The sequence below is a fragment of the Caulobacter sp. FW305-C-30-S16 genome, from assembly GCF_058783025.1.
This window is the reverse complement of sequence record NZ_JBYSYH010000001.1, coordinates 193,618-218,889: the sequence shown is the minus strand read 5'-3', so window position 1 is coordinate 218,889 and position 25,272 is coordinate 193,618. Positions and strand designations below refer to the sequence as shown.

The window sequence follows — 25,272 nt, the reverse complement described above, 5'->3', positions numbered from 1 at the left end:
GGTGTGAAGGAACCGCTGAACCGCCGTTCGACGATCTCGATCAACTTCTGATCGGCATCTTCGGCGTAAAGCTGAACCCAAGCGGGGCCCCGGTGGAAACACCGGGGCCTTTGCCTTTTCCGGGCCGGCAAGCCGGATCGTGATTGCCCGACCCGGCGGCATCCGGCACCCTGATCACCACCGATGACCCGCCCTGATCGCCCCGCCCCGCTTTCCCGGCCGACCCCGCCCCTGCGCCGGACGTCCCGGCGATGAGTCAGGAGCCGACCGTCGGCATACGGGCCGTCCGCGCCGGCGCGGCCTGGCGCCTCGACCACCGCCCCGCGACCTCCCCGACGATCACCGACGAGGACCGCGCCCAGGCCGCAGCGGCGGTCAACGACCTTCTGACGGAGATGAACAGCCGCCTCGCCGGTCGCCCGGAGGTCTGGCTGCTGGAGCTGCTCAAGTCCGCCTTCACCAGCGGCCGAACGGCGCTTGGGCTGTCCAGAGCCTTCGCCGCCCGGGCGCTGGCCAGTCCGGACCAGCCCCATGACATCGCCGGGCCGGCCGCCGAGGTTTCCGCGTTCTCCCTCGCCGCCGCCCTGCGCAATGCGGGCGCCGGGGTCGCCGGGCAGGGCGTCGGGCGGCTGAGAACGGCATTGACCGCCCTGGCCGCGACGCCGGCGGGCCTTGCCGCGTTCGCCCTCGCCGTGGTCCGCGCCCGCGCCTGGCCCACGCGCCTTCCGGACGGAACCCGGGTCGTGGTCGCCGTCCATGCCGAGGTAGTCAACCGGACCGGCCATGTGCTGAAGATCCTGCCGACCCTGGATCCCGCCACAACCACCATCGTCATCATCGGCTGGCCGACGATCGGCTTCGCGGCCACCCGCGCCCTGTTCGCCGAGCGTGGCTGGACCGGACCGGTCGTCCGCAGTCTCGATCCGGCCGGCGCGATCGCGGGTCTGCCCCGCGCACTGGCGTTGGCGCTCGCCGGACCGGGCGCGATCCTCGCCGCCGACCGCCGTCCCGGCCGGCGCGACCAGGTGGCCGCCATGTTCCGGATCTTCCTCGGCGCGGCCGGCGCGGCCTGGTGGCGGGGTCAGACGGCGTCTCCCGATGTCGTGGTCTACGGCCACAACGGGCTGTCCGACACCGTGCTGACCGAACGCGCCCAGCAGGCGTCAGGCGCGAAGACGGTCCACTGGATGCACGGGACCAGCGCCGGCCACATCTACGACGGGGTGTCCGATCTGTGCGTCCACCAGTGCGGGCACGACGCGCGCTGGCACGACCGCCTCGGCGGCTACGGCCGCAACATCAGCTTTCCCGCACCGCGGCCGGCATTCCGCCAGGGCGGCGAGGGCTGGGGGGTGCTGACCAACTTCACCCATCCTGACTACGCCTTCTATCCGTCCGTCGGACCGGCTCATGAACTCGCCCTGATGGACCTCGTGGCGGCGGCGGCGGCGCGGGCCGGCGTGAAGCCGGACGCGGTGGTCTGGAAGCCGCATCCGATCTTCTTTCAGGTCGAACCGGAGACGCGCCGGCGCGTGACCGAAGCGATCCAGGCCCATGGCTTCCGGCTGTGGCCGGAGGCGGGCCGTGATTTCGCCGGGTGCGCCGACTTCGAGACCATCATCACCACCCCGTCGGGCGCCGCGCTGGATGTGCTGAAGCTCGGACGGCTGCCGGTAATGGCGGCCTTCCATCCGATCGACCCCGATCACATGCTGTCGTGTTTCCCGCTCCGGTCAGGGGATGTCGACGGTCTGATGCGGGATATCTCGGTCGCCCGCGACCCTGTCGGCGCAAGCGAGCTGTTCGAAACCACCTGGAACCGCATCGGACCGGGGCGGTCGCCGGACTTCACCGAGATTGTCCGGGCGGCGCGAGCTACGGACGGCGGCTAGGGGCCGCGGGCGCCGGGACCTGGCGTTTCGACCGGGTCACCGGACTCGGCCGGGACGGCGGCCCTGACGCCCGGAACCATGCGCCGGATCGCCGCGAACACGGCAACCGCGCGCTGGTGTCGGGACGACAGCACATACCAGCCCGCGGTCAGAACGATGAAGCTCACCACGAACAGCGGAATGGGCACATCCGCCAGCAGCGCCAGCGCCGCGCCGAGGCCGAGCGTGAACGACAGCGCGCTGAGGGTCAGCGCCACGCCGGTCGGCGTGAATCCGCCCTCGAGCATCAGATGGTGAACGTGGGTGCGGTCCGCCGCGAACGGCGACCGGCGCGCGGCGAGACGGCGGCCGATCAGGGTCAGACAGTCGATCACCGGCGGCGCGATCAGGAACGGCGCCAGCACCGGCGTGACCGGATAGCCCGGGTTCTGCGTCAGCCGGAAGCTGGCCCAGGCGATGACCAGGCCCAGATAGGCGCTCCCGGAGTTGCCCAGAAACACGCTCGCCCGCTTCCGCCAGGGCGTCCGCAGATTGAAAGCCAGGAATCCGGCGACGGCGCCGGCGATCAGGGTCAGGCCGAAGGTCAGGTCGCGATTGCCGGCATAGAGCGACGCGGCGATCAACATGAGCAGCGCACACAACGCCAGCGATCCAGCCAGGCCATCCAGGCCGTCGCACATGTTCAGCGCGTTGATCAGGCCGACGGTCGCCAGGACGGTGAAGGGGATCGACAGCCAGCCCAGCGCCAGCTCGCCGAGGCCGAACACCGGTCCGATCTGTTCGACCTTCACATCACCGATCAGCGCGATCGCCAGACCGGCCGCGGCCTGGGCGAGGATGCGGATCTGCCAGCGCAGGTCCTTGAGGTCGTCGATGACGCCGGTGACCAGCAGGATCGCCGCCGCCACGCCCAGACCCACGAGCTGGGGGGACATATGGGTCAGCAACAGGGCAGGAATAATTGTCCCGATTGCGATCGCCAGGCCGCCGGTGACCGGCGTCGGCGCCGCATGATCCTTGCGGCCGCCAGGATGATCCAGCAGACCGATCCGCCGGGCGAGCGGATCAAGAAGGTAGATTAGCGCGACAACGGCGCTGAAGGCGGCGAGCAGTTCAAGCCCCGTCGTCTTCCACACCGGCAATACTCCCCTGCGGCAAGCTGCCGCGATTGACGCCACTTCACTCTAGACCGGGACATAGCGTCCGGAATTCCGCATGGCAACCGCACGTGGTTCTCAAGAACGCATAGTATAACGCGATGGCGCCATTCTTCCGTCGCAAACCAATCAACAGGTCACCGTTTGCGGGAACTATACTCGTTCCGTGACGTTGCCGTGTTCATTTTGAAACAGGAGTCCACGCAAAGGTGAAGAACGCAGCGTTTCACCTTGACGCTACGGACGCCCTCCCGGATAAGGCGCGGGTCGGGTGGGCGGGCGCACCAGCGCGTTTCGCGCTGTCTGACCGCGCCTGTCCGCCGCCCGACCTGGGGTTCGGAGCCGGTCTGTGATCGATCTTCATTGTCATTTGCTGCCGGGGATCGACGACGGCGCGCCCGACATCGAGACGTCGCTTGAGATGGCGCGGATCGCCGTCGCCGACGGCATCACGACGATCGCCTGCACCCCGCACATCTATCCGGGCATGTATGACAACAACGGCCCCGACATCCTGCGTCGCGTTTCCGCGCTCCAGGCGGCGCTTGACGAGGCCGGCGTCGCGCTGAAGCTGGTCGCCGGCTGCGACGCCCACCTGACCCCGACCATGGTCGCCGAGCTGGACGGCGGGCACATCCCGACCCTAGCGGGCTCCCGCTATTTCCTGTTCGAGCCCCCTCATCATGTCGCGCCGCCGCGGCTCGAGGAATCGGTCATGGCGACGATCGCGGCGGGTTATCTGCCGATCGTCACCCACCCCGAACGCCTGTCCTGGATCGAGAGCCACTACGAAATCATGCGCAAGCTGGTCGCCGGCGGCGCCTGGATGCAGGTCACGGCGGGCGCGTTGACCGGGCGGTTCGGCAAGCGGGCGCAGTACTGGGGCGAGCGGATGCTGGACGAGGGGCTCGTGCACCTTGTCGCCACCGACGCCCACAATCTGCGCAATCGCAAACCGCAGATGTCCGAGGCGGTCCAGTTGGTCGCCGCGCGGCTCGGCGAGCGAGCGGCCATGGACATGGTGTTGACGAGACCCCGTCTCGTGCTTGAGAACGCCGATCCGACCCGTGCCCCCGCGCCCGTGGGGGTTGCGAAGCCGGCGGGAGGCCTCACGGCCTTGCGACGACTTTTCAGGGCCGCTTGATTCTGGATGGTTGTGCGTTGGAGAACCTGATGATCCGCAAACTTGCTCTCGTTGTTCTGCTTCTGGCGCCGACGCTTCTGACGGCGTGCGCGTCCCAGACGGTGGGAGCCAACGCACAGGTCGGCGGCTACTTCGCCCCGCCCGATCCCACCAAGCTCGCGCCGCCGAACCAGCAGGCCAGCTATCGGGTCGGCCCCATGGACGTGCTCGACGTCACGGTGTTCCAGGTGGCTGACCTGACCCGCACGGTGCAGGTCGACGCGGCCGGCCAGATCACCTTGCCGCTGGTCGGCACCATGAACGCCGCCGGCATGACGGTCGCTGAGCTGCAGGCCGACATCGCCGTGCGCCTGAAGGAAAAGTACCTCCAGTCGCCCGAGGTGACGATCTATGTGAAGGAATTCGCCAGCCAGAAGGTGACGATCGACGGTTCGATCACCCAGCCGGGCGTCTATCCGATCAGCGGTCGCACGACGCTACTGCAGGTTCTTGCGATGGCCAAAGGCCCCGACAGACTGGCCAACGAGTCGCGCGTCGTCGTGTTTCGCATGATCAACAGCCAGCGCATGGGCGCGGTGTTCGACCTGAAGGCGATCCGGGCGGGAACGGCGGATGATCCCGAAGTCTATGGAAATGATGTGGTGGTGGTCGAGCGCTCGGGTATGAAGAGCCTCTTCCGGGACGCGAGTGGCGCGCTGCCTATTCTCGGCATTTTCCGGCCTGTGCTCTAGGGCCGGAACAAGACGCCTCCGCCGTCGGCGGAGGCTGGATTTAAGAACTGAACGGCTGGCGTGAGGGCCTATGAATCGCGGTGATGACGATCGGAACTGGAATGGCGATCCTGGTGACAGGGGATTCCTGACCACGGCCTCGCCGCGACCTCTGGTCGTGCGCGGCGGGCGTCAGCTCGCCACGACAGGCGGACGTTTCGACGAGCCCGAGCAGGGCGGCGCCGAGATCAACCTGCTGGCCTACTGGCACGTTCTGATGAAGCACCGCCTGGTCATCGGCGGGATCATCGCGCTGATGCTGGTCCTGGGCGTGATCACCACGCTCGCCACGACGCCGATCTATCGCGCCAGCGCGACGATCCAGATCGACCGTGAGACGACCAAGGTCGTCGATATCGAAGGCGTCGATGCCAATGAATCCCGCGACGCCGAGTTCTTCGCCACCCAGTACGCCCTGCTGAAAAGCCGGTCGCTGGCCACCCGCGTGGTTCAGCGCGAGAACCTCGCGAACGACGCCGCCTTCATGAGCCAGAGCGCGCCGTCCCCGATCGCCCGCCTGTTCCAGATGGTGAAGCCGGCCAAGGCCGCGCCCGTGCTGTCGGGCGATCGCGATGTGCGTGAGCGCCGCGCCGTCGGCATCCTGCTCCGCGGCCTGGGCGTCGAACCCGTCCGCGGGTCCCGCCTGGCCCGGATTACCTATGAAGGCCCGGACCGCCAGGTGGCGATGCGCATCGTCAATGCGGTGTCCGAGAACTTCATCGGCGCAAACCTCGACCGGCGGTTTGAAGCCGCCGGCTATGCGCGCAAGTTCCTCGAAGAACGCCTGGCGACCGTCAAGGCGCAGCTGGAAACCTCGGAAAAGTCGCTCGTCTCCTACGCCCAGGCGCAGGGCATCGTGAACGTCGCCGTCAGCACCGGCGGCGTCACCGGCAGCGCGGCCGACACGGCCAGCCAGTCGCTCACGGCGTCCGACCTGGTCGCGATGAACACCTCGCTCGGCACCGCCAAGGGTGATCGCATCCGCGCCGAACAGCGCTGGCGCCAGGCCCAGATGTCCAGCATGGCGCTTCCCGAGGTCCAGGCCAGCTCCACGATTCAGGCGCTGCGCGGCCAGCAGACGACCCTCCAGCAGCAATATCAGCAGCAGCTGGCGACCTATAAGCCGGACTTCCCGGCGATGGTGTCGCTGAAGGCCCAGATCGACGCCGTGGAAGGCCAGATCCAGTCTGAAATCGCGACCATCAAGCAGTCGATCTATGCCCAGTACCAGACCGCCCTGCGCCAGGAGCAACAGCTCTCCGGACAGGTTTCCGGCCTGAAGTCGGGCGTGATGGACCTGCGCAACCGCTCGATCCAGTACAACATCCTGCAGCGCGAGGTGGATACCAACCGCAGCCTCTATGACGGTCTGCTGCAGCGCTACAAGGACATCGGCGTCGCCGGCGGCGTCGGCAACAACAACATCTCGATCGTCGATCGCGCAGAGATGCCGCGCTCGCCCTACAAGCCCAAGCTGATGATCAACCTGGCCATCGCCGGGGGCATCGGCCTGCTGCTCGGCCTCGCCGCCGCCTTCGGTCTGGAAACGCTCGACGAGACGGTCAAGGTGCCCGAGGACATCGAGGGCAAGCTCGGCCTGCCGTTGCTCGGCGCCATTCCCATGCTGGAGAAGGGCGGCTCGATCGAGGAGGCTATGGCCGACGCCCGAAGTTCGCTCTCAGAGGCCTACTACTCCGTGCGAACGGCGTTGCAGTTCTCGACGAACGACGGCGTGCCGCGCAGCCTTCTCGTCACCAGCGCCCGTCCTTCGGAAGGCAAGTCGACCACGGCCGTCGCCCTGGCGCGCAACTTCGCCAAGCTGGGCATGAGCGTCCTGCTGGTCGACGGCGACCTCCGGAACCCGTCGCTGCATCGCGCCCTGCGGGCCGACTCGAGCACGGGCATCACCAACTACCTGACCGGCGCGGCGACCCTCGCCGAGCTGGTGCAGGTGACCGACCAGCCGAACCTGGCCTTCATCCCCTGCGGACCGCTGCCGCCCAATCCGGCCGAACTGCTGGCGGGCTCCAAGATCCGTTCGATGATCGCCGACGCCGAACAGGGCTTCGACCTGCTGATCATCGACGGCCCCCCCGTCATGGGTCTCGCCGACGCCCCGCTGCTGGCCAGCGCCGTCGCCGGCGCTGTCCTGATCATCGAGGCCGGCGCCACCCGTCGTGGTCTGGCCAAGGCCGCCCTGCGCCGTCTGGCGCTCGGAAACGCCCGCATCCTCGGCGGCATCCTGACCAAGTTCAACACGCGCAGCGCCGGCTACGGCTACGGCTACGGATATGGCTACGCCTACGACTACGACTACAATTACGGTCGGAAGCAGCTGCCCAAAAAGTAAGCCGGTCCTCGTCCCTTGAACCCTCGGATACCCGTCTCCAGCCGTCTTCCGGGGGCGCCGCCCTCCGGGGCGGCGGCCCAAGGCGGCGGCGAGTCCGGGGGACTCAAGGCGCGTGTCCTGGCCATCCTCTGCGGGATTGTCCTCGCCGGGTTCGCTGCGGCCATCGTGTTCGAGGCGGCTGCGGACCGGTACGCCGCGACGCAGCCCGACGCGGCCCTCGCGTGGAAGTCCGACAGCGCCGACGCGCTCGCCCGGCAAGCGGAATTGTTGTCCGCCGCCGGCGACCTGGCCTCGGCGAGGGCGGCTGCGAAGCTGGCCCTGTCCCACGATCCGCTCCAGGCCCTGGCGATCCGGGTGCTCGGCGAGGCGGCCGCGCGCGATGGCGACCTGAAGACCGCGCGGGTTCTGATGACCGAAGCCGGCCGACGCAGCCGGCGCGACTTTCCCACCCAGAGCTGGCTTTTCTCGCGGCGACTAGCCGACGGCGACATCAAGGGCGCTCTGGAGAGCATGGACGGCGTCGCTCGCGCCCAGGACAGCCGGGCGGGGACGCTCATTACCGCGATGGCCAGCGAGGCCCGTCGCGTCGACGCCCTGCCGCTCGTGGTGGACCAGCTGGCCCTCAATCCACCCTGGCGATTCCGCTTCTTCCGCGCCTTCTCCAGCGTCACCCCGCCCGCGGGCGGGGTTGATCTCATTTCGGCGCTGCGGGAGACGGCCGCGCCGCCCACGGCGCAGGAGTTTGGCCTGGTTATCAACCGCGCCGTTCGCGCCGGCGACTATGAAACGGGATACCTCGCCTGGCTGATGGCCATTCCAAAGTCGCGTCTCGGACAGCTCGGCTATGTCCATAACGGCGGCTTCGACCCGTCGGCCGATCCCGAGCCCTTCAACTGGATACTGCCGAAAAACCGGCGGCTGGAAGTCAGCATCTCGCAGGCGCCGGATCGGGACGGGTCGGGGCTTCACGTGGCCTATGCCGGCGCATCAACACCGTCCGCCTCGGTCAAGCAGATGCTGCTTCTGCCGCCGGGGCGATACCGCCTGGTCGGCCAGGCGCGGATGGAGGCGGTCCGTGGCGACCAGGGCGCGTTGTGGGCCGTCCAGTGCGCGGGGCGGCGCACCCGCACGATGCTGGGCCAGTCCCCGACGCTGCAGGCGGTTTCGGAATGGAAGCCCTTCAGCCTGGAGTTCGAGGTTCCGGCCTCCGAATGCCCGGCTCAGTGGCTCGTTCTGATGCGATCAGGCCGCGGCGAGGCGCATTCGCCCATTCTGATCGATGTTTGGTACGATGACTTCTCAATCCGTCGCGTGGGCGCCGCGGCTGCTGATACAACGCCAACGCCCTAGACTTCGCCCCGCGTGACGTCGACCGCGACTCCAAGGACAACCATGCACAAGCTCGTCATCCAGATCCCCTGTCTCAACGAGGCCGAGACCCTGCCCGCGACCCTGGCCGATCTGCCGCGCGTGGTGGAAGGCTTCGATGTTGTTGAGTGGCTGGTCATCGATGATGGCAGCACCGACGATACGGTCGCCGTCGCCCGGGCGCACGGCGTGGATCACGTGGTCTCCCTGCGCCACAACCAGGGCCTCGCCCGGGCCTTCATGATCGGCCTCGACTATGCGCTGAAACAGGGCGCGGACGTGGTCCTCAATACCGACGCCGACAACCAGTACTCGGCGAAGAACATTCCGGATCTGGTCAAGCCGATCCTCGAGAAGCGCGCCCTGATCGTGATCGGCGAGCGGCCGATCATGGGGATCGAGCACTTCTCGCCGCTGAAGAAGGTCCTTCAGCGTCTGGGCAGCTTCGTGGTCCAGCAGCTCAGCGGCACGCGGGTGGCCGACGCCCCCAGCGGCTTCCGCGCGATGCACCGGGACGCGGCGATCCAGCTGAACGTCTTCAACAACTACACCTACACCCTGGAGACCATCATCCAGGCGGGCCGCCGGAACATTCCGGTCGTGTCCGTGCCGGTCCAGGTGAACGGCTACCTGAGGCCCTCACGGCTGATCTCGAGCATTCCGCGCTACATCAGCCGGTCGATCGTGACGATGATCCGCATCTTCATCGTCTACCGGCCGGTTCAGCTGTTCCTGTCGCTGGCCTTCATGACCTTCCTGCCGGCGGCGATCGTCACCGGCCGTTGGCTCTACTACTACGCCACAGGCCGGGGCGGCGGGCATGTGCAGTCGCTGATCCTCGCCGGCGCGCTGTTCACCATCACCGCGCTGCTGGCGGTGGCCGGCGTCCTCGCCGACCTGCTGGCGACAAACCGGATGCTGATGGAAGATGTCCGCGTCCGTCTGCGCCGGATGGAGCTGCCGGAGCCGGTCGTCTCGTCACCGTCGCCGGCGCCGGCGCCGGCGACGCCCGCCAGGCGTAAGGCTACCGCGAAATAGCCCGGCGGCGACCGCCTCCTTCGTGAAGACCAACCGTTGATCAGGAGAACACATGGCCGACCAGGGTAGTCAGGGACTTCTGTCGCCGTTTCTGCGCAATCGCAGGCTCGCGGCCGTGCGTCCCCATGTCGTCGGCCGGGTGCTCGACATCGGCTGCGGCATCGGCGCCCTCGCCGCCGCCTGTGACCCGAAGGGCTACGTCGGCTACGACCGCGATCCGGCCGTGGTCGAGCGCGCGCGCCAGGGGTTTCCGGCCTACCGGTTCGTCAATGAAATGCCGGGCGACGCCGGGGCCTTCGATACGGTCGCGGCCCTCGCGGTGATCGAGCACATCACCGACCCTGGCGGCGCGATCGCGGACTGGGCCACCCGGCTCGCTCCGGGCGGCGCCATGGTTTTGACGACCCCCCATCCGGCGTTCGAATGGATCCATGAGTCCGGCGCCGCCGTCGGCGTCTTCAGCCACGACGCGGCCGAGGAACATGAGGAGATGATCGACCGGGCGCGGATGCAGAGCCTCATCGCCGGCTCCAGCCTGACGCTCGAGCGCTACCAGCGCTTCCTGTTCGGCGCCAACCAGCTCTTCGTGCTGCGCAAGGCCTAGGACCCGGCCTCCGGCGCATCGCCCATCGCCGGACCCTGGACCATCAGGGTCAGGCCGAAGGCGGCGGCTTCGCCGAGGATCAGCGTCACACGCTGCAGGAGCGCCGCGCCCAGCACCAGCGAGGGCTCCGCCATGCCGGCGGTCAGCAGCACCAGGGCCGTCTCACGCACGCCCAGGCCGCCCGGCGATCCCGGCGTCACGAATCCAACCACATAGCTGCAGGCGTAGGCGGCCACGAGGCCGCCGATCCGCGCGCCGCCGGACAGGCCGCCGAGCACGGCCATCACCATCACGAAACTGACCGCTCCCAGCGCCATGGCGCCGCCATAGAGGCAGAAGCTCCGGACCAGCGCGGGCCAGCGCACGTCAAGCAGGGGGGCGATCTTCGGCAGACGGTCGCGGATCAGACGGGCGGCGAGCATCGGACCGACAGGCGCCAGGATGCAGGCGCCGGCGGCCAGCACCAGCAGAGGCGTCGGCGGCCAGCCGGGCGGCAGACGGCCGGCGCTGGCCACCGCCAGCAGGGTGATCAGCCCGTTGGCGCCGATCACGCACAGCACCTCCGCGATCGAAGACGCCAGGACCCGCGCCTGCGAGACGCCGAGCGCCGGAGCGAATATCTGCCGGCCGGCGTAGTGCAGCATATTGCTGGGCAGGTACTTGGCGATGCTGGTGCGCCCCGTGATCCAGAGGACCAGCCGGGCCGGCGGCGGGGCGCCGGTCGCGATCAGCTCGCGCCAGCCCATGCCGATCAGACCGAGGACTGCCATCGACAACAGGCTGCCCGCGACACCGATGAAGACCAGGCCCGCCGTGCCGACATCCAGCGCCAGAATCGCCGGCAGATAGCGCCACAGCATCCAGGCGAGGAACGCCACCGCCGCGAGCTGCAGGGCGGCGCCAAGAACCTTGATCACGCGGCGAAGCTGAACCGGCACGATCTCAGGCCACGACTCTGGACGGAACACGGCTGGCCGGTTGAACGGCCGGCGGGAATGCGTCTACTAGCCGGACAATGACGGGGTGCGGTTGCAAGGGCGTGAGTCCAGGCCGTTTCGATGTCTGGTCTATGCCTCATGAGGGCCGCGTGTAAATGCCGGGTCGGATCGGGCGGAGTTGATGCAATGACGTTGTTCACCCGGCGGCAGATCTCGATTCTGGCCATCCTTGTCGCCCTGCTGGCTCCCCTCTGGTTCGCGAGCCTCGGCCATCGCCCCGCCGGCCTCGACGCCAGCCAGTCGATCGACATGGCCTACAATCTGATGCGCCACGGCGTCATCGGCCAGAAACCGCAGGCTGGCGCCCTCTCCGTGCTCGAGACCGCCAGGCCCGTCAAAGGCGGCGTCGCCCCGTCGATGTATCGCGAGCCGCTGCCGGTGATCGTCATTGCGGGATCGATGGCCGTCTCTGAAACCCTGCGCGGCCCCGCCCCGGTCGAGGCCTATCTCACCGGCGAGCGGACCGCCGACATTCTGCTGCAGAACCTCTTCTGGATGGCGTTGCTGACCCTTTCGGTGGCCGCCGCGATCCGGTTCTTCACCGGATCCTTCGCGCTCGGCGTCGTCGGGGCGCTGGCGGTGAACGCCCTGATCCTCATGTTCCCCGCCAACACGATCGGCGAGACACCGGGCGAACTGCCCCCGGCGACGTTGCTGATGGTGGCGTCCGCGCTCGCCGCCGCGGCCGTGGAGCGCCGCAGTCTGAAGCTGACGATCGCCGCGACCGTCGCGCTGGCCGTCCTGACGCTGGCCAAGGCGACCTTCCTCTATGTCGGCGTCTGTCTGGTCGTCGCCGTCTGCCTGCTGGAGGCCTGGCGCGTGCGCGGCGCGCCGTCAGGGCGTTTCCTGGCCGCAGTCGCCGCGGCCTCGGCGGCCTTTCTGCTGGTTCTGGCGCCCTGGATGGCCCGCAACCAGATCCACTTCGGCACGCCCAGCCTGACGGCCCGGGGCGGCCATGTCCTTCTGATCCGCGCCTACAAGGACCTGATGACGCCCGTCGAGTATGCGGGCAGTTTCTATGCCTGGGCGCCGGGACCGTTGAAGCCGGTGGTCGGCGCCCTGACCGGCTTCGGGCCCGATGACCTGCAGCGCGGCGGGCGGCTGCAGCGGTTCAACCGCGAGCGGACGGCTGACTTCAAGGATGACGACGTGGCCGCCCAGCGCGCCGGCCGGCCCGATCTGGCGATCACCTATTTCCGCAAGGCCGGCGCGGAGATGGCGCGTCTGAAGCGGGAGCTCGTCGCGGCCGGCGACCCCAACGCCCAGTACAACGCCGACAAGGCCGCCCAGGACGAAGCGATGGAAATCATCCGCAGCCATCCCCTGCGCCATCTGGCGGTGACGATCCCGATCCTCTGGCGGGGCGGTTGCTTCTCGATCCTCGCGGCGGTCGGTCTGTTCGGCTGGGCGGCGTGGACCCGTCGCACTGCGCTGGCGATGTTTCTGCTGCCGTCGCTGGGGCTGGCGGCCTTCCTCGCCCTGCTGACGCACTTCATCCCGCGGTACCTCTGGGCGATGCTGCCGGTCTTCCTCGTCGCGGCCCTTCTGACGGCGCGGATGGTCTGGCTGTCAGACCGTCTGGCAGGTGTTCGGGGCCTGGCGCACGCGCAGGCCGTGCGGCTGCGTGCACGTCTCGCCGCGAGGTGACAACGCGTCAGCCGGCGAGCGCTTCCTGGTAGACCGCCAGGGTCCGCGCGATGACGATCTTCTCGTCGAACAGGTCCATGGCCTTGCGCCGGGCCGCCTCGCCGAGGCGCCGGGCGAGCGCCGGATCGTCCTGCAATCGCGCGATCGCGCGGGCCAGCGGCGCTGATTCGCGCACGGGGCACAGCAGGCCATCGACCCCGTCGGAGACGACCTCCCGGCAGCCGGGAACATCGGTGGTGATCAGAGGCAGGCCGCAGCCGGCCGCTTCGATGAGGGTCTTGGGCAGGCCCTCGCGATAGCTCGGCAGCACGACGATATCGACCGTCGCCAGAAGTCCGGCCATGTCGCTGACATGCCCCAGCCATTGTACGACGCCCTCGTCGACCCAGGCGGTGATCACCTCGGCCGACGCCGACGCGGGGTTGCCGGCGTCCGGCTCTCCCGCGAGCAGGAAGTCGATCCGCCGGCCTTCGCCGTGCAGTTGCCGCGCGGCGTCGATGAATTCCTGCAGACCCTTGTCCCAGAGCATTCGGGCGGCCAGCAGCACACGAAGCGGCTCGTCGGCGCCCCGGCGTCGGTCCGTCGCCGCGAAACGGGACAGGTCGACCCCGGACCCCGGAATGATGTGCACCCGGTCGGCGCGGACGACGCCGGCTCCGACGAATTCGGCATGGTCGTCCGGGTTCTGGACGATCAGCCGCGCCCGGCGGCTGTCGAAGGCGAACCGCGCCAGCATCTTGACCACCGGCCGCAGGACCCGGGCCTTGAGGGAGTTGCTGATGAACACATAGCCCATGCCGGCGACGGCGTTGACCCGGCCGCGGACGCGCGCCAGCCGGCCCGCCAGCGCGCCGTAGACCGCCGGCTTGATCGTGAAGCCATGGACGATGTCGATCCGCTCATCCCGGAGGATGCGGGCCAGGCGCCAGACCAGGCGCGCCTCGGCGAAAGGATTGAGGCTGCGACGATCCATCGGCAGTGGCCGCCAGTCGAAGCCCATCTCCCGCAGCTTCGGGCCGAACTCGCCGTCGGGCGACAGCAGAATCAGTTCGTGACCCAGCTCCCGAAGCCGTTTGGCCAGGGAAAGGCGGAAGTTGAACAGGTACCAGTCGGTGTTGGCGAACAGGGCGATCCGCAGGACGTCGGGGTTCGACATGCGTTCAGGCCTTCCCGTCGGCCAGCGCCCGGGCCGCCGCCATGAAGTCCTCGTCGTACATGGGCGCGGTGCGCCACTCGGCGATCGCCGCCGCGCTCAGGGCGCTGAGGCGCGCCGGGTCGCGCAGGACGGCGTCGACATCGCGCACGGCCTGATCCGCATCCCGATAGACGATCGCGTTCTCGCCATCCCGGCAATAGCGGGCCACCTCGCCCACCGGGGTGACGACCGGCACGAGACCCAACTGCATGGCCTCGACCGAGGCCATGGCCATGCCCTCGAAGTCGCTGAGCTGAACGAACAGGCTGTGCGAGGCGGCCATGGCCGCGATCTCGTTGAAGTCCCTGGGGCCTTCAAAGTGGATGCGGTCGGCGACGCCGAGGGTCTCGGCCAGCTGGCGGATCTCGGCCGCCTTTCCGCCGTCCGGCCCGATCAGCGTCAGGCTGACGGCGGGATGGGTCGGCGCCAGTCCCGCGACCAGCCGCACGGCGCGATCAATCCGCTTCTGATGCTTTATGCGACCCCAGTAGATCAGCCGGGGCGCGGGCGTGGACCGGACCTGGCCGTCCGGCCGGTGCAGGACAAAGGAGATCGCGCGGGCCTTGGGCGAGTCTGCGTCGCGCCCGATCCGCGACCGCAGGGTCTGCATGGAATCGGCCCAGACCGCGTCTGCCAGCCGGCGGTTCACCGCCGTCACCATGGCGTCCACCGCGTGGCGCGATTCCGCCAGGTGCAGGAACACCACCAGACGGGCGCGCGGACCGAAGAAGCGGATCAAGAGGAAGGCCAGCCAGGTCTTCCACAACGAAAACACGATGACGTCCGGCTTCATCCTGCGCGCCTCGCGCAGCGCGAACAGCGCCGTCGCCAGGCCGCCCGGACGACCGCGGGCGTAGACGGCGTGTTCGAGCCGCGCGACCGGATCGGTCGGCTCGCCGTCGAGGAAAAGCAGCCTGATCGCGCCGCCGGCCCGCTGTGCGGCAAAGCGCGCGGCCAGTTCCACACCGCCGATTCCGTCGTCCGGGATGATATGCAGAACTCGGGTCATGCGGCCGCCAGACGTCCAGACGGGCCGCGGCCCGGGGAATGCTTACGGGCGGTTTTGTAGGCCGCGCGGCCCTTGTGCGGAACCACGTTCCTGCGCCCGCCGGTCAGTTTTCCCGCGACGGAGAAAGTCCACCCCCCCTAAACAGGGGGTGGCCGCGACGGAAGCGCGAGCCAAAGACGTTCAATGCCTGTAAACGTTCATTGCCTAGGCATTACAGGAACCAAATCGGGTCCAGCGCGTCTAGGAATGTGGCAGGGAGGTTTCAGGCTCATGAAATCCTCTCGGACGACGCGGACTCAAGTTGCACCGCTGTGCAGCGTGCGGTATTGGACAGTTGCCTGCGGCGCAGTGTCGCAACGGGCGAGATTTTAGAGGGGTATCCCAGATGATGCGTCGTTTTGCTGTGGCCACTGCGATTGGTCTGCTGCTTGGCGGACAAGCGATGGCCGCTGAAGCCCGCCTCGGCGCGGTCTCCGGCTCGGTGATGGTCAGCCAGAACGGTCGGTTCGCGCCTGCGACTCGCGGCGCCGTCCTCCAGGCTGGTGATCGGGTTATGGCGACGAACGGTTCGGCCAGCCTGGTCTACAGCGACGGTTGCAATGTCGCCGTGGCGACCCGCTCGATGGCCACGGTAGGGGCGGCTTCGCCCTGCGCCGGCGGCTCGAGCAACATCGTCAAGATCGCCGACGGCGACCGCGATGGCTCCACGGGTTACCCGTCCTGGTGGGGTGAAAACGAAATCTGGCTCTGGCTCACGTTCGGCATCATTTCCGGCGTTGTGGTCGGGAATGCCGTTTCGGACGACGAGAGCCCCGCCAGCCCGTAGGGCCAGGGGGTAAGTCCTCCCGTAGTTTTCCGGGTATCAACGACAAAGCCGTGCAGAGACCTCGCGACAGCAGCCTCTCTGGACGGCTTTTTCATTGGGCGACGTTCGGGTTCCTGATCGTGGCCCTGGTCCTCGGCGGCGCGTCTCGCCATGAGGTCATCACCTCCGACATCGTGTCGCTGATCGCCCTCCCTGTGCTCGGGATGGCGATTTTTCGACTCAGGACGCGGTTCGACGCGCGCTGGCGCCTGCCGCTGGCCATTCTGGCGGGAACGGTCCTGCTGCCCCTTCTGCAACTGGTTCCCCTGCCGCCCGCCCTCTGGACCGCGCTCCCCGGCCGGGCGCCGATCGCCGAAGCCATGACCCTGGCCGGCGTCGCCCATGGCTGGGCCCCGTTGAGCCTCAGCCCCCAGACCACCTGGGTCTGTTTCCTCAGTCTGTTTCCGCCCGTCACGATGCTGCTGGCCGGCCTGACCGTTGACCCGGACTGGCGCTGGCGCATGGTGCTCGCGGTTGTCGGCGCCGGCATTGTCGGCGTTCTGCTGGGCGCGCTTCAGGTCGCCGGCGGGGACGACAGCCCCTTGCGGTTCTACGCTGTGACAAACGACACCGTGGCGGTCGGCTTCTTCTCGAACCGGAACCACTTCGCGTCCTTCCTCATCTGCGTGACCGTGATTGCGACGGGCGTGGCTGCGGCCGCGGCCGCGGCGCGCCCTGTATCCCGCCCGATGCTGCTGTTCGGGCTCGCCGCGGCGGCCCTTGCCCTGGCCGGCGTCGGCATGACCGCCTCACGCGCCGGACTCGTCCTGCTGGCGCCGGCCGGACTGGGCGCCCTGGCGTTGGCCTGGCGCGCCGGCCTGGCGCGCGGTCGCGCGCGCCGCGGGCTGGCCGTGCTTGCCATCGCGTTTGTCGCAACAGCCCTGCTGGTGCAGGCCACCTTCGGTCAGGCGATCGGCCGGATGCAGGCGGGCTTTACCGGCGAGGTGCGCGTCATCGCCGCCGCCTCGACCGTATCCGCGATCAAGGCGTTCGCGCCTGCCGGGTCCGGCTTCGGCACCTTCGTGCCGGTCTACAAGATGTATGAAGCGCCCGACGCGGTCATCAACACCTACATCAACCATGCGCACGACGACTGGCTCGAAGTCATTCTGGAGGGCGGCGTCCCGGCGATTCTGCTGCTGGCCGCGTTTCTCGTCTGGTTCGGCCGGCGAGCCCTCGAGCTTTGGCGCTCGAACGATCCGTCGCTCACCGCCGCGCGCGCCGCCAGCGTATGCGTCGTCCTGATGCTCGCGCACTCGTTCGGCGACTACCCGCTCCGCGCACCGATGATGGCGACCCTCTTTGCGCTCTGTTGCGCGATGATGCTTGCCTATGGCCCGCAGGCGCCGCAGCACCTGCAAGTACGGTCTGCCTGACAGGTGGATGCTTCTTCGAAACCCCGGACGGTCTGACGTATGTTCGTCTACTGGATGCTCTTTCTGATTCCGGCCCTGGCGAGCCTTTCGCCTGCGCGCCTTGATCGTCAGTCGCAGGTCATCATGCTGGCCATCGCCGGCATCGCCTTGTCGATCCTGATCGGCCTGCGCGACGACGTCGGCCGTGACTGGAACAACTACATCAAGGTGGCCAACCAGGTCATTTACGACCGCTTCCAGGACACGCTCTTCCAGGTCGAGCCGGCGTACGGGATCCTCGCCTGGATCAGCGAGCGTCTCGGCACGGGAATCTATGGCGCGAACTATGTCTGCGCAGTGATCCTCGTCGTCGGGCTGCTGGCCTATTGCCGGGCCCAGCCGGCGCCATGGCTGACCCTGACGCTCGCGGTTCCGGTGCTGATCATCGGCATCGGCATGAGCGGCATCCGTCAGGCCACCGCGATCGGGCTGCTGATGATGGCCATGAACGCCTTCGTCGACAACAAGCTGCGCAGCTACATCATCTGGGTGCTGCTGGCGGTGCCGTTTCACCAGACGGCCGCGGCCTTCCTGCCGCTGGCCTGGTTCATGCGCGGACGGATCACGGCCCTCCCGGTGGTCGTCGCCGGCGGCCTGTTCGCCCTGCTCAGCATCTTCGTGCTGAGGGACTCGGTGAGTTACTACACCGAATCCTATCTGCTGGATTCACCGGAGGCGAACGGGGCCCTGCCGCGCGTGGCGCTCAACGTGGCCGCGGCGCTCACCTTCTACTACTTCCGCAAGGAGTGGGCAGTCCGGTATCGGGACGCGACGCTCTATTCCGTGCTGGCCCTGACCGCGATCCCCATGGCCGCGGCCGTGTTCGCGGCCCCCGTCGCATCGGACCGGATGAGCATGTACCTCATTCCGTTCCAGATCGGCGTGTTCGCACGCCTGCCCGAGCTGGTCAGGACCCAGAGCGGCCGTCAGGCGGCGACATTCGCGGTGCTGGTGCTCTACGGCCTGACGCTGGGCATCTGGCTCGCCTTCTCGCCGGCGGCCAACCAGGCGTGGATCCCGTACAAGAACATTCTCTGGCAGTAGGGCTGTGGCGCTGATGACCCGAACGGTCGCGATTATTCCGGCCCGTGGCGGCTCAAAGGGCCTGCCGCGCAAGAACGTGCTTCCGCTCGGCGGCAAGCCCCTGATCGCGCACAGCATCGATGCGGCCCGCGCCGCGCGGACGGTCGACCGGGTCGTGGTGTCCACCGATGACCCCGAGATCGCCGCCGTCGCACGCGCCTATGGGGCGGACGTGGTCGATCGCCCGGCTGAACTGTCAGGCGACACCGCCAGTTCGGAAGCCGCCCTGCTGCACGCGCTGTCGGTCCTGTCCGGCCAGGGTTACGACCCGGAGGTGCTGCTGTTCCTGCAGTGCACATCGCCGCTGACGACGGCCGGGGATATCGACGCCGCCGCCGAGGCGGTTCTTGCCGGGGCCGACACGGCCCTGACCGTGGCCCCGTTCCACTACTTCCTGTGGACCGAAGACGGCGAGGGTGTGAACCACGACAAGTCCGTCCGGCTGATGCGACAGCAGCGCAAGCCGGAGTTCCTTGAAACCGGCGCCGTCTATGCGATGCGGGTGGCCGGCTTCCTCGAGGCGAAGCACCGGTTCTTCGGTCACACCGCGCTTGTCGAAACGCCCATCGAACGGCGTCTGGAAATCGACGAGCCTGCCGATTTCCGCCTCGCCGAGGAGCGGCTGGGTGGGCTTCGGCGGATGGCGGACGCCGCCAGGCTGCCCGATCCGCTGCATGCGCTGATCATGGATTTCGACGGAGTCTGGACCGACGACCGTGTGTGGGTGAACCAGGACGGGAGCGAGAGCATCGTCTGTTCACGGCGCGACGGCATGGGCCTGGAACGTCTGCGCAAGGCCGGTCTGCCGATGATGGTATTGTCCAAGGAAACCAATCCTGTGCTCAAGGCGCGCTGCGCCAAGCTCCAGATCCCTTGCGAGCACGGACTCGAGACCAAGATCGACCGGATGCAGGCCTGGCTGGACGCTCGCGGCCTCGATCTTGCGAAAACGATCTACGTGGGGAACGACATCAACGACATCGAGTGTCTGCGGGCCGCCGGGTGCGGCGTGGCGCCCCGGGACTCCCACCGCGAAGCGCTGGCCGCCGCGGACCTGGTGCTCGATGCGGACGGCGGCCGGGGCGCCCTGAGGCTCCTGTCGGACATGATCCTCGCCCGTGGCGCCCTCTGACCCATGGACCGGCGTATTGTCCTGCATACCGGCTACATGAAGACCGGCTCGTCCTTTCTCCAGGCGAATGTCTTTCCCGGCCTGGGCGAGGTGCAGACCTATTCCTACGATCATCCCTTCCTGCCGATGGCCATCGGGGTCCGAAATGCGGCGCCGGACGCCGACCTTTCAGAGCAGCGAAAGGTGATGCAGGCGTGGGCCAGCGCGTCCGACCGGCCGGTTCAGCTGTTCAGCTGGGAAGGCCTGGTCGGCGGCTATCTGGCGGACTACCGACAGTTCCCCGCCCTTACCGCCTTCCTGAAGTCGACCTTCCCGGACGCGCACATCCTGCTGTGCATCCGGCGTCAGGACGACCTTGTGGACTCCCTCTATCGCCAGTCGCTGCATACCTACCATTTCTCGGGGGTGGCCGAGTTCCTCAACCGGGGGGCGGAGGGGTTCGGGTCCTGGCGCGACGGCGCGCGCGCAAACATCGACGTGCGGAGTCTGGCCTTCGGACCTGTGGTCGAGGCCTACGAAGCCGCCTTCGGCGCCGATCGGGTCCATGTCCTTCCCTATGAGCTGATGCGGGCCGATCCTGCGGAGTTCTACCGCCGGCTATCGAACGCCCTCGGGACAGAGGTCAGAATTCCGGCCGCGGTCGACACCAGCAACCGCAGCTATTCAGCGCTGAGCGTTCGCGTCGCTCGGGTCCTGAACCGGTTCTACCGGACGCCCCACAACCCCCGCGGGCTGATCCGGCCCGAGACGCTCGACCTGCGGGCCTTGCTGCAAAGAGGGCTGGACCGGCTGTTCTACAGCAAGGGCGAGGTGATCCCCGCCGCGTGGGCGCGGGAGATCATGGACCTGCACGCGGCGGACAATCGGGCGCTCGACAAACGCCGCCAGATCGGGCTGGCCGCGCTCGGATATTGCCCGTGAGTTGTTTTGCGAGTGCCTTCCGACGGTCTGGCGTCTAGAAATACGTTTCACAATGGACGGGCATGGTCCCGCCGCAGCGTAACCGGAGTTCCAAATGGTCAAGGCCGCCAAGGTCGTCGCCGAGATCGGGTGCAACCACAAGGGCGAGATGTCGATCGCCAAGGAGCTGATCCTGACGGCCGCCGTCTACTGCAAGGCGGACTACGTCAAGTTCCAGAAGCGGAACAATCGCGAGCTGCTGCCGCCCGAACAGTACGACGCGCCCCATCCGAATCCGGCCAATTCCTACGGGCCGACCTACGGCGCGCACCGGGAATTTCTCGAGTTCAGCACCGAGCAGCACCGCGAGCTGATGACGTTCTGCGCCGAAAACAACATCGGCTACTCGACGTCGGTCTGGGATGTCTCGTCCGCCCGCGAAATGGCCAGCCTCAAGCCGGTGTTCCTCAAGGTGCCGTCGGCCTCCAACCTGCACTGGGACATGCTGTCGGTCCTGACGGACGAGTACGGCGGCGGCATCCAGCTGTCGCTCGGCATGACCACCCAGGCCGAGGAGGACCAGATCGTCGAGTTCTTCGAGCGCAAGGGTCGCGCCAAGGATCTGGTGCTCTATGCCTGCACCTCGGGCTATCCGGTCGCGTTCGGCGACATCGCCCTGAAGGAAATCACCCGGCTGAAGGGCAAGTTCGACGGCCGGGTTCAGTCGATCGGCTTCTCCGGTCACCATCTGGGCATCGCCGCCGACATCGCCGCCCTGGCGCTCGGCAGCGAGTGGATCGAGCGACACTTCACGCTCGACCGGACCTGGAAGGGCACCGACCACGCCGCTTCGCTGGAGCCGGACGGTCTGCGCCGCCTGTGCCGTGACGTCCGCAACGTCGCCGAGGCGCTCGAGTTCAAGCGGGACGAGATGCTCCCGGTGGAGATCGAGACCCGCCGGAAGCTGAAGTGGGAACAGGACCGCGACGCGGCGGCGTGAGCGGGTGGTGAAGCTTCTCTACCTTGCGGACAACAGCGATCTGGCGAACTGGGGCTGCCGCGCCACCAGCCTGTCGCTGCGCCAGCTGCTGGCGAGCGCCGGGCACCAGATCATCGGAACCGTCACGGGGACGATGATCGAGGCCGTCTATCCGGTCTCGAACCTGCTCAGTGACGGCCTGTGGGCCCGATTCTCGCGGGCCTTCAACCGCGACAAGGTGAGACGGCTGCCGCTGGCGGCGCCGATCCTCGACCGGCTCGGCCGCCGCAATGGTCTCAGCCACGACCTGTCGGACAACATCGAGACGCTGAAGCGCGCGCGGGCCTGGGATCCTGCGACCCGCCGGCTGTTCGAGGCGATGGACGCCTGCGAGGCTGTGGTGGTGAACGGCGAGGGCGACCTGATCTTCGCCAATCCGGCGCGCTCGCGGCTGCTCTATACCCTGACGGTCTGCGAGATGGCCCTGCGCCTGGGCAAGCCGCTCTACTATCTGAACGCCATGGCGTCGGAGTGCCCGACGAGCGGCCTGAATCGCGAGACGATCGCGTTGGCCGCAGACGTGCTGGGCCGGGCGGCGGCGTTCAGCGTCCGCGATCCGGTCTCGCTGGCGTTCATCCGCGAGAACATGCCGGGCGTCGCGGTCAGCGCCTGTCCGGACGCCGTGTTCGGCTGGAGCCGTCTGCTGGCCCCGGCCGGGGCGCCGGTCCCGTATGACAGGTCGGTGGTCGCGCCCTATTTCGAGCGACAGAACCGCGATCTGCCGTCAGCGGTCGATGGTCCTTATGTCCTCGTGGGCGGCGGTTCGCGCGCGGCCCGTCACTGGCCGTCGGCCATCGAGGCCTATGTCCGGCTGGTCGAGGGCATGAAGAGCCTGGGCCTGCCGATCCTGCTGGCGCCAGGCTGCACCGGCGATCTGTTCCTCGCCGACGTGTCAGCCCGCACCGGCGTGCCGATGATCCCGATCGAGACCCCCGCCCTGGCGGCCGGCGCGCTGCTGGCCAACGCGCGGGTGTTCGTCAGCGGCCGCTGGCACCCCTCCATCATGGCCTCGGCCGGCGGGACCCCTTGCGTCTTCATGGGCTCCAACTCGCACAAGACCCTGACCATCCAGACGATGCTCGAGAGCGCCGACCCGGTGGAGTTCAATCCCTGTCCTTCCGCCGAAGAGGTGACCAGGATCGTCGCGCGGGCGGCCGCCCTGATGGCGGCCGGCGACACCGAACGCGCGCGGATCCTGTCCGTCACGCGCCGGCTCGGCGACCAGACCGCGGCCATCGTCGCGCCGGTCGGCCGGGCCGCGAACGGCCGGATCGCTGCGGAATGATCCGGATCACAGCGCCAATTCCGATTGTCTGCCAGACGGCCTATCTTCAGCCGTCAAGGCTACCGGCCGGAGCAAGACAACCGTGAGCGACAAGATCCCTGACCCCGAAACCATGCGCGCCCGTCTGGAGACAGACGGCTATGTGATCATCCCCGGCCTGTTCTCGCCGGAAGAGATCGGTCGGCTGCGATCGACCGTGTCCGGCTTCTTCAAGACGCGGGGCGTGATCTTCAATCTGGGACAGACGCAGCCGAACGCGGCGATCGAGTGCGAGGGCCTCGACTGGCTGTTCTCCGACCCGAAGGTCGTGGGACTGTTCCAGTCGATCTACGACACGAAGAACGTGCTCTTCACCGGCCACTGCGACATCCACAAGGACATGTTCAGCTCCTGGCACAAGGATACGGGGGCGAACGACAGCTACTTCGACGAGGACTGCTTCGTCCCGGACTGCCGCGTCTTCAAGATGGCCGTCTATCTGCAGGATCATCACGACGGCCACGGCCTGACCGTGATTCCGGGCAGCCAGCACCGCCGGATCTGGGGCAAGAACGACGCGGACGGCGTGTCGCTCAAGAGCCGCGCCGGCGACGCGGTGGTGTTCGACGTTCGCCTTGACCACCACGGCCGGCTGCCGAACGCGCTGGAAAAGTTCCTGCTGCGCAGCAGCCGGGTGACCAAACGGCTCCTTGGGACCGTGATCCCGGCGTTCCGCAAGCCCGGCGACCTGAAGCCGATCTACGCCCTGCGTCGCGCGCTGGCCCATCTGACCGGTCAGAACATGCGGATGAGCGTGTTCTTCACCTTCGGACCACCCAACCGGTTCTCGCGCCAGTTCGCCCGAACCAATATGGACCGGCAGCTGGCCCAGTATGACGGCGGCGTGGCCGGCTCCTATCCTCCGGGTCTGGTGGACCGGCTCACGGCCCAGGGCGTCGAGGTCTATCTCGGCGAGTCCAGGGCGGCATGACGGCAGCGGGGGCGGGACGCCTGGAGCCGCTCGACGGCCCGGGTGGTCCCGTCGCCACAGAATTCCGGCATCGAGCCGCGCCGGCCCGTCGTCAGCCGCGTCGGCCCCAGAAACCCGTCTCGATCCCCAACCTGACCCTGGCATAGCGCCACAGGATCAGGTTGCGCAGGACCACGCTGACCATCATCGCCGTCGCCGCCCCGACCGCGCCGAAAATCGGCGTCATTACCGCCGTCAGGGCGATGTTGACCCCCAGGCCTGCGCTGAAGCCGATCAGGTTGCCGCGCTCATTGTGCGACATGTTCAGCACCGCCGAGGCCGAGCCGAACGCTGCGTTGACCAGTTGACCGACGCACAGGATGGCCAGCGGCGCCCAGGCGCTCTCGAAATCCGGTCCGAGGATGAACGGCACGCCCCAGTGGCCAAAGACGATCAGGCCCAGCGCGACGGGCAGGCAGTAGGCGACCGACAGCCGGGCCCCGCGCGTCACGATCTTCTGCGTCTCCACCAGGTCGTTGCGCGCCAGGGCGGCGGAAATTCGCGGCGAGACGTTAACGTTGATCACCGCATAGCCGAGCTCCGCCAGCAGGGCGAACTGCAGGGCGGCCTTGAAGACGCCGGTCTCCGCGTGGGTGGCGATCACCCCGAGCAGAAGCACCGCGATCTCCCCGTCGACCACATACATCGCGTTGCTGAGGCCGAGCGGGAGCAGGCTGCCGCGCCAGCGGGCGGCGTCATACTCAGCCTTTGCCACGCTGGCCGCCTTTGGCCAGAACCGCGCCAGCGCCACGGCGCCCGCCAGCCAGGCGATGACGACCGCGCCGACATTGGCGGCCATCGCGCCGGCCGCATCGTGGATCGGCCTTCCCCAGAGCAACGGCAGAAACAGCAGCGCCAGCAGCGCGACCGGCCTGACGATCTGTTCCGGAGCCTGGCCGAGGACGACCTGACGCAATCCGCGCAAGACGCCGCCGCGGAGCGCCGACAGCGGATTGAGCACGACCAGCGCCGCAGCCCAGGCCATGCCAGGACGAACCGCCGGCGGCACGAGGTGCGGAAGGAACAGCAGGATCAGGCTGGCTGCGATCGCAATCGGCAGCGACATCATGACCGAGAAGCGAAGCGCCCATAGCGCGGCGCCCCGCATCCGGCCCCAGTTTCCCGTCGCCTGGGCGGCGCTGACCTCGCGCACCAGCAGCATCGGCGCGCCGAAGCTGCCGGGCAGGCTGAGCACCATCGCCGCCGACAACAGGAAGGCATAGGTCCCGTAGCCCTCGGCGCCGAGCAGGCGCGTCAGGGTAATGACCACCAGCCAGGACACGCCCATGCCGGCGATGCGCATGACGAAGGAGGCAGACGCGCCCCGAAGCAATCCGTCGCCAAGCTTCATTCTTACTCGCCCAGGAATGAG

21 protein-coding genes are annotated in these 25,272 nt (G+C 68.1%); 16 read left to right on the top strand and 5 right to left on the bottom strand.

The features are described 5' to 3' along the window. Window positions 1-251: 251 nt before the first annotated feature. Window positions 252-1,892 carry a hypothetical protein gene (locus tag AC3WJT_RS01005; protein ID WP_492341201.1) on the top strand — a complete coding sequence of 547 codons (1,641 nt, stop codon included), beginning with the start codon at window positions 252-254 and terminating at the stop codon, window positions 1,890-1,892. Here AC3WJT_RS01005 and AC3WJT_RS01000 read toward each other — a convergent pair. Then, complete coding sequence (locus AC3WJT_RS01000; RefSeq protein ID WP_492341200.1) at window positions 1,889-3,028, bottom strand: MraY family glycosyltransferase; 1,140 nt, start codon at window positions 3,026-3,028, stop codon at window positions 1,889-1,891. The genes AC3WJT_RS01005 and AC3WJT_RS01000 overlap by 4 nt on opposite strands. 370 nt (window positions 3,029-3,398) lie before the next feature. On the opposite strand from AC3WJT_RS01000, the gene AC3WJT_RS00995 reads away from it, so the two are divergent. The 6 genes from AC3WJT_RS00995 (at window position 3,399) to AC3WJT_RS00970 (ending at window position 10,323) form a co-directional block, all read left to right on the top strand. Continuing rightward, window positions 3,399-4,193, top strand: a complete 795-nt coding sequence (locus AC3WJT_RS00995) for a tyrosine-protein phosphatase (protein ID WP_492341199.1) — start codon at window positions 3,399-3,401, stop codon at window positions 4,191-4,193. 29 nt (window positions 4,194-4,222) lie between these two features. Further along, window positions 4,223-4,924 (top strand): polysaccharide biosynthesis/export family protein, encoded by a 702-nt coding sequence (locus tag AC3WJT_RS00990; RefSeq protein ID WP_492341198.1) that lies wholly within the window; start codon window positions 4,223-4,225, stop codon window positions 4,922-4,924. A 70-nt stretch (window positions 4,925-4,994) separates the two neighbouring features. Then, window positions 4,995-7,313: a GumC family protein gene (locus AC3WJT_RS00985; RefSeq protein WP_492341197.1), complete on the top strand. Its 2,319-nt coding sequence runs from the start codon at window positions 4,995-4,997 to the stop codon at window positions 7,311-7,313. Between the two features lie 15 nt (window positions 7,314-7,328). After that, on the top strand, window positions 7,329-8,663 hold the full coding sequence (locus AC3WJT_RS00980; protein ID WP_492341196.1) for a hypothetical protein: 1,335 nt from the start codon (window positions 7,329-7,331) through the stop codon (window positions 8,661-8,663). Between the two features lie 42 nt (window positions 8,664-8,705). Beyond that, on the top strand, window positions 8,706-9,719 hold the full coding sequence (locus tag AC3WJT_RS00975; RefSeq protein WP_492341195.1) for a glycosyltransferase family 2 protein: 1,014 nt from the start codon (window positions 8,706-8,708) through the stop codon (window positions 9,717-9,719). Between the two features lie 52 nt (window positions 9,720-9,771). Next, window positions 9,772-10,323 carry a class I SAM-dependent methyltransferase gene (locus AC3WJT_RS00970; RefSeq protein ID WP_492341194.1) on the top strand — a complete coding sequence of 184 codons (552 nt, stop codon included), beginning with the start codon at window positions 9,772-9,774 and terminating at the stop codon, window positions 10,321-10,323. On the opposite strand, the gene AC3WJT_RS00965 is transcribed toward AC3WJT_RS00970, so the two are convergent. Beyond that, a complete protein-coding gene (locus AC3WJT_RS00965; protein WP_492341193.1) occupies window positions 10,320-11,240 on the bottom strand; it encodes a hypothetical protein in 921 nt (306 codons plus the stop codon). The two genes, AC3WJT_RS00970 and AC3WJT_RS00965, sit on opposite strands and share 4 nt — an antisense overlap. A 207-nt stretch (window positions 11,241-11,447) precedes the next feature. Between AC3WJT_RS00965 and AC3WJT_RS00960 the strand changes: the two genes are divergently transcribed. Further along, window positions 11,448-12,968, top strand: coding sequence for a hypothetical protein (locus AC3WJT_RS00960; RefSeq protein ID WP_492341192.1), 1,521 nt, complete (start codon window positions 11,448-11,450; stop codon window positions 12,966-12,968). Window positions 12,969-12,975: 7 nt separating this feature from the next. Here the strand turns inward: AC3WJT_RS00960 and AC3WJT_RS00955 are convergent, their stop codons facing one another. Then, complete coding sequence (locus AC3WJT_RS00955) at window positions 12,976-14,124, bottom strand: glycosyltransferase family 4 protein (protein ID WP_492341191.1); 1,149 nt, start codon at window positions 14,122-14,124, stop codon at window positions 12,976-12,978. A gap of 4 nt (window positions 14,125-14,128) precedes the next feature. After that, window positions 14,129-15,172 carry a glycosyltransferase gene (locus AC3WJT_RS00950; protein ID WP_492341190.1) on the bottom strand — a complete coding sequence of 348 codons (1,044 nt, stop codon included), beginning with the start codon at window positions 15,170-15,172 and terminating at the stop codon, window positions 14,129-14,131. Between the two features lie 442 nt (window positions 15,173-15,614). Here AC3WJT_RS00950 and AC3WJT_RS00945 point away from each other — a divergent pair, with 442 nt between their 5' ends. The 8 genes from AC3WJT_RS00945 (at window position 15,615) to AC3WJT_RS00910 (ending at window position 23,861) form a co-directional block, all read left to right on the top strand. After that, window positions 15,615-15,998 carry a hypothetical protein gene (locus AC3WJT_RS00945; protein ID WP_492341189.1) on the top strand — a complete coding sequence of 128 codons (384 nt, stop codon included), beginning with the start codon at window positions 15,615-15,617 and terminating at the stop codon, window positions 15,996-15,998. A gap of 50 nt (window positions 15,999-16,048) precedes the next feature. Beyond that, the gene (locus AC3WJT_RS00940) at window positions 16,049-17,413 is read left to right on the top strand and encodes an O-antigen ligase family protein (protein WP_492341188.1); all 1,365 of its coding nucleotides are present in this window, start codon (window positions 16,049-16,051) and stop codon (window positions 17,411-17,413) included. Between the two features lie 39 nt (window positions 17,414-17,452). Beyond that, on the top strand, window positions 17,453-18,496 hold the full coding sequence (locus AC3WJT_RS00935) for an EpsG family protein (RefSeq protein WP_492341187.1): 1,044 nt from the start codon (window positions 17,453-17,455) through the stop codon (window positions 18,494-18,496). Window positions 18,497-18,509: 13 nt separating this feature from the next. Next, entirely contained in the window at window positions 18,510-19,667 is a 1,158-nt protein-coding gene (locus AC3WJT_RS00930) for a cytidylyltransferase domain-containing protein (RefSeq protein ID WP_492341186.1), read from the top strand. 3 nt (window positions 19,668-19,670) lie between these two features. Next, a complete protein-coding gene (locus AC3WJT_RS00925; RefSeq protein ID WP_492341185.1) occupies window positions 19,671-20,588 on the top strand; it encodes a hypothetical protein in 918 nt (305 codons plus the stop codon). Window positions 20,589-20,682: 94 nt separating this feature from the next. Next, entirely contained in the window at window positions 20,683-21,567 is an 885-nt protein-coding gene (locus tag AC3WJT_RS00920; RefSeq protein WP_492341184.1) for an N-acetylneuraminate synthase family protein, read from the top strand. Between the two features lie 7 nt (window positions 21,568-21,574). Continuing rightward, window positions 21,575-22,891, top strand: a complete 1,317-nt coding sequence (locus AC3WJT_RS00915) for a polysaccharide pyruvyl transferase family protein (protein WP_492341183.1) — start codon at window positions 21,575-21,577, stop codon at window positions 22,889-22,891. Window positions 22,892-22,973: 82 nt separating this feature from the next. Continuing rightward, window positions 22,974-23,861 carry a phytanoyl-CoA dioxygenase family protein gene (locus AC3WJT_RS00910; RefSeq protein WP_492341182.1) on the top strand — a complete coding sequence of 296 codons (888 nt, stop codon included), beginning with the start codon at window positions 22,974-22,976 and terminating at the stop codon, window positions 23,859-23,861. A 91-nt stretch (window positions 23,862-23,952) separates the two neighbouring features. Here the strand turns inward: AC3WJT_RS00910 and AC3WJT_RS00905 are convergent, their stop codons facing one another. Beyond that, window positions 23,953-25,251 (bottom strand): oligosaccharide flippase family protein, encoded by a 1,299-nt coding sequence (locus AC3WJT_RS00905; protein ID WP_492341181.1) that lies wholly within the window; start codon window positions 25,249-25,251, stop codon window positions 23,953-23,955. Between the last annotated feature and the right edge of the window lie 21 nt (window positions 25,252-25,272).

What these genes read in the sequence shown, in the direction of transcription:
- AC3WJT_RS01005 (WP_492341201.1), top strand. Translation starts at nt 252, where the DNA reads ATGAGTCAGGAGCCGACCGTCGGCATACGGGCCGTCCGCGCCGGCGCG.
- AC3WJT_RS00990 (WP_492341198.1), top strand. Translation starts at nt 4,223, where the DNA reads ATGATCCGCAAACTTGCTCTCGTTGTTCTGCTTCTGGCGCCGACGCTT.
- AC3WJT_RS00985 (WP_492341197.1), top strand. Translation starts at nt 4,995, where the DNA reads ATGAATCGCGGTGATGACGATCGGAACTGGAATGGCGATCCTGGTGAC.
- AC3WJT_RS00975 (WP_492341195.1), top strand. Translation starts at nt 8,706, where the DNA reads ATGCACAAGCTCGTCATCCAGATCCCCTGTCTCAACGAGGCCGAGACC.
- AC3WJT_RS00970 (WP_492341194.1), top strand. Translation starts at nt 9,772, where the DNA reads ATGGCCGACCAGGGTAGTCAGGGACTTCTGTCGCCGTTTCTGCGCAAT.
- AC3WJT_RS00960 (WP_492341192.1), top strand. Translation starts at nt 11,448, where the DNA reads ATGACGTTGTTCACCCGGCGGCAGATCTCGATTCTGGCCATCCTTGTC.
- AC3WJT_RS00955 (WP_492341191.1), bottom strand. Translation starts at nt 14,124, where the DNA reads ATGTCGAACCCCGACGTCCTGCGGATCGCCCTGTTCGCCAACACCGAC.
- AC3WJT_RS00950 (WP_492341190.1), bottom strand. Translation starts at nt 15,172, where the DNA reads ATGACCCGAGTTCTGCATATCATCCCGGACGACGGAATCGGCGGTGTG.
- AC3WJT_RS00945 (WP_492341189.1), top strand. Translation starts at nt 15,615, where the DNA reads ATGGCCGCTGAAGCCCGCCTCGGCGCGGTCTCCGGCTCGGTGATGGTC.
- AC3WJT_RS00935 (WP_492341187.1), top strand. Translation starts at nt 17,453, where the DNA reads ATGTTCGTCTACTGGATGCTCTTTCTGATTCCGGCCCTGGCGAGCCTT.
- AC3WJT_RS00930 (WP_492341186.1), top strand. Translation starts at nt 18,510, where the DNA reads ATGACCCGAACGGTCGCGATTATTCCGGCCCGTGGCGGCTCAAAGGGC.
- AC3WJT_RS00925 (WP_492341185.1), top strand. Translation starts at nt 19,671, where the DNA reads ATGGACCGGCGTATTGTCCTGCATACCGGCTACATGAAGACCGGCTCG.
- AC3WJT_RS00920 (WP_492341184.1), top strand. Translation starts at nt 20,683, where the DNA reads ATGGTCAAGGCCGCCAAGGTCGTCGCCGAGATCGGGTGCAACCACAAG.
- AC3WJT_RS00905 (WP_492341181.1), bottom strand. Translation starts at nt 25,251, where the DNA reads ATGAAGCTTGGCGACGGATTGCTTCGGGGCGCGTCTGCCTCCTTCGTC.